The sequence below is a fragment of the Pseudidiomarina fusca genome, assembly GCF_032227045.1.
Classification (GTDB): domain Bacteria; phylum Pseudomonadota; class Gammaproteobacteria; order Enterobacterales; family Alteromonadaceae; genus Pseudidiomarina; species Pseudidiomarina fusca.
In genome coordinates, this window is the sequence record NZ_JANFPJ010000050.1 from 1 (window position 1) to 2,023 (window position 2,023).

Genomic DNA, 2,023 nt, shown 5'->3' on the forward strand with positions numbered 1-2,023 from the left:
GATTAAATGGTTGATCTTACCTTTGCATGAGAGTGAGACAGACCGGCATCTCATCGGATTATCTGGTTGATGCTTCACCTACTACTGGTGCATGTTTCCTTCGCTAATTCCAGCAAGAACCCCACACGCCTCAACTTCCCGGTCATCGTTGCAACTCGCTCTCAGTGAAACGAGTTGTTTCTCAAGCGCTTGCAGAGCGGTTATCTGCGACCGCACATGAGAGATGTGATCATCGAGCAAGGCGTTGACGGCGGTACAAGGCTGATGAGGGTCGTCCTGATAGCTCTGTAGTTCGTGAATCTCAGCCAGTGACAGGCCCAGGATTCTGCAGCGACGGATGAAGGCCAGCCCCTCACCATGCTTCTCGGTATAGACACGGTAACCGTTGTCCTGCCGATCAGGCGGCGGCAACAAGCCCTGCTGTTCATAGAAGCGGATCGTCTGTGTTTCGACCCCTACCAACTGCGCCAACTGACCAATGCGCATCAGCCTCCTCCCCAACGGATTCTTTACTCTATTGACCTTATAGTAGCTTTATAGTTTAAAATGGTACCACAACATTGTTCAAGTGGAGTCGTATCATGAGCAAATCCTGTGGTGGCGCCTGTGGCGGTGATGCAACGTCCGCAGCGGATACCGATATACAGGCCTCCTCCGAGGCGCCAGGGAGATGGGTCAGTGTTTATGCCGTGCCGAAGATGGACTGTCCATCAGAAGAACGAATGATTCGCCTAGCCCTGAACGGCTTTGAGGAGATTCGGGCGCTGTCCTTCGACTTGTCGAACCGCCGGCTGAAGGTCGTGCATGACGGCGAGGTCGAGCCCGTCACCTCGAAACTGAAGACCTTGGGGCTAGGCGCCTCGCTTCAGGAAACCGTCGCTGCAAATCCGGAGACCATCAAGGCCGCCGAGTTTTCGGCAGCTTCTGCTAAGCAAGAATCCGGGACCCTGCGCTGGTTGCTCGGCATCAATGCACTTCTGTTCGTGGTGGAAATGACTGCCGGTCTGATCGCCCGGTCCACCGGCCTGATTGGAGAATCCCTGGACAATTTTGCCGATGCGGCGGTGTACGGGCTTGCCCTTTATGCGGTTGGACATAGCGTGAAAATGCAGGTACGTGCCGCGCATCTTGCTGGTGTACTGCAACTGATCTTGGCTGTGGGCGTGCTCGTAGAGGTGGTGAGACGCTTTGTATTCGGTAGTGAGCCTGAATCGCTGGTGATGATGGCTATCGCATTCGTCGCATTGATTGCCAATACCAGTTGTCTGCTGCTCATATCCAAACATCGGGAAGGCGGGGCGCACATGAAGGCAAGCTGGATATTCTCGGCCAACGACGTGGTGATCAACCTGGGGGTCATCACCGCCGGCGCCCTGGTCGCGTGGACCGGTTCCAATTATCCGGATCTGATTATCGGCACCATCGCGGGGGGCATTGTACTTAACGGTGCCAGACGCATTTTGGCGTTGAAGGGTTAAATAATGCTCATTATTGGCAAAAAGCTCTCGCCGTATGCCCTATTGTCCATATCGGGCCTGCTGGCAGCGTCTGATCAGGCTGTAAAGTGGCTGGTGCAGCAATCAATGGCCTATGGCGAGTATGTTTCGGTGACCCCGTTCTTTAACTGGGTGCACCTATGGAACACCGGTGCCGCATTCAGTCTTTTTGCGAATGGTGGAGGCTGGCAGCGCTACTTTTTTATCGGAATCGCGGTAGTGGTCTCGATTTTTCTGATCAAGCTGATCCTTGAAAATCGTCATAAAGGAGAAGCCATCGCTTACAGTCTTATCCTCGGTGGCGCCATGGGCAACCTGATTGACCGGGTCTTTCGCGGCTATGTTGTGGATTCCTTTGATTTCTATTGGCGAGACTGGCATTGGCCGGCCTTCAACCTGGCTGATATTGCAATTGTCCTCGGTGCCTTACTTTTCGTTTCCAGCAGCTTGTTGGGTAAAAAAGCAAACACCAATGCCGAGTCGGATGGATCTGACTGACACTGCGGCTGCATGAGTACGTGGAGAAG

At 53.7% G+C, this 2,023-nt stretch carries 3 protein-coding genes; 2 read left to right on the top strand and 1 reads right to left on the bottom strand.

Translation table 11 applies throughout. The features are described from left to right. Positions 1 to 81 precede the first annotated feature (81 nt). A complete protein-coding gene (gene cadR, locus NOG12_RS12585; protein WP_153827425.1) occupies positions 82 to 486 on the bottom strand; it encodes a Cd(II)/Pb(II)-responsive transcriptional regulator in 405 nt (134 codons plus the stop codon). A 95-nt stretch (positions 487 to 581) separates the two neighbouring features. Here cadR and NOG12_RS12590 point away from each other — a divergent pair, with 95 nt between their 5' ends. Together NOG12_RS12590 and lspA are read left to right on the top strand one after the other, a co-directional pair. Further along, positions 582 to 1,478: a cation efflux transmembrane domain-containing protein gene (locus tag NOG12_RS12590; RefSeq protein WP_004364974.1), complete on the top strand. Its 897-nt coding sequence runs from the start codon at positions 582 to 584 to the stop codon at positions 1,476 to 1,478. A gap of 3 nt (positions 1,479 to 1,481) precedes the next feature. Further along, positions 1,482 to 1,994, top strand: a complete 513-nt coding sequence (gene lspA / locus NOG12_RS12595; protein WP_003821921.1) for a signal peptidase II — start codon at positions 1,482 to 1,484, stop codon at positions 1,992 to 1,994. The last annotated feature ends 29 nt before the right edge of the window (positions 1,995 to 2,023 follow it).

What these genes read in the sequence shown, in the direction of transcription:
- cadR (WP_153827425.1), bottom strand. Translation starts at nt 486, where the DNA reads ATGCGCATTGGTCAGTTGGCGCAGTTGGTAGGGGTCGAAACACAGACG.
- NOG12_RS12590 (WP_004364974.1), top strand. Translation starts at nt 582, where the DNA reads ATGAGCAAATCCTGTGGTGGCGCCTGTGGCGGTGATGCAACGTCCGCA.
- lspA (WP_003821921.1), top strand. Translation starts at nt 1,482, where the DNA reads ATGCTCATTATTGGCAAAAAGCTCTCGCCGTATGCCCTATTGTCCATA.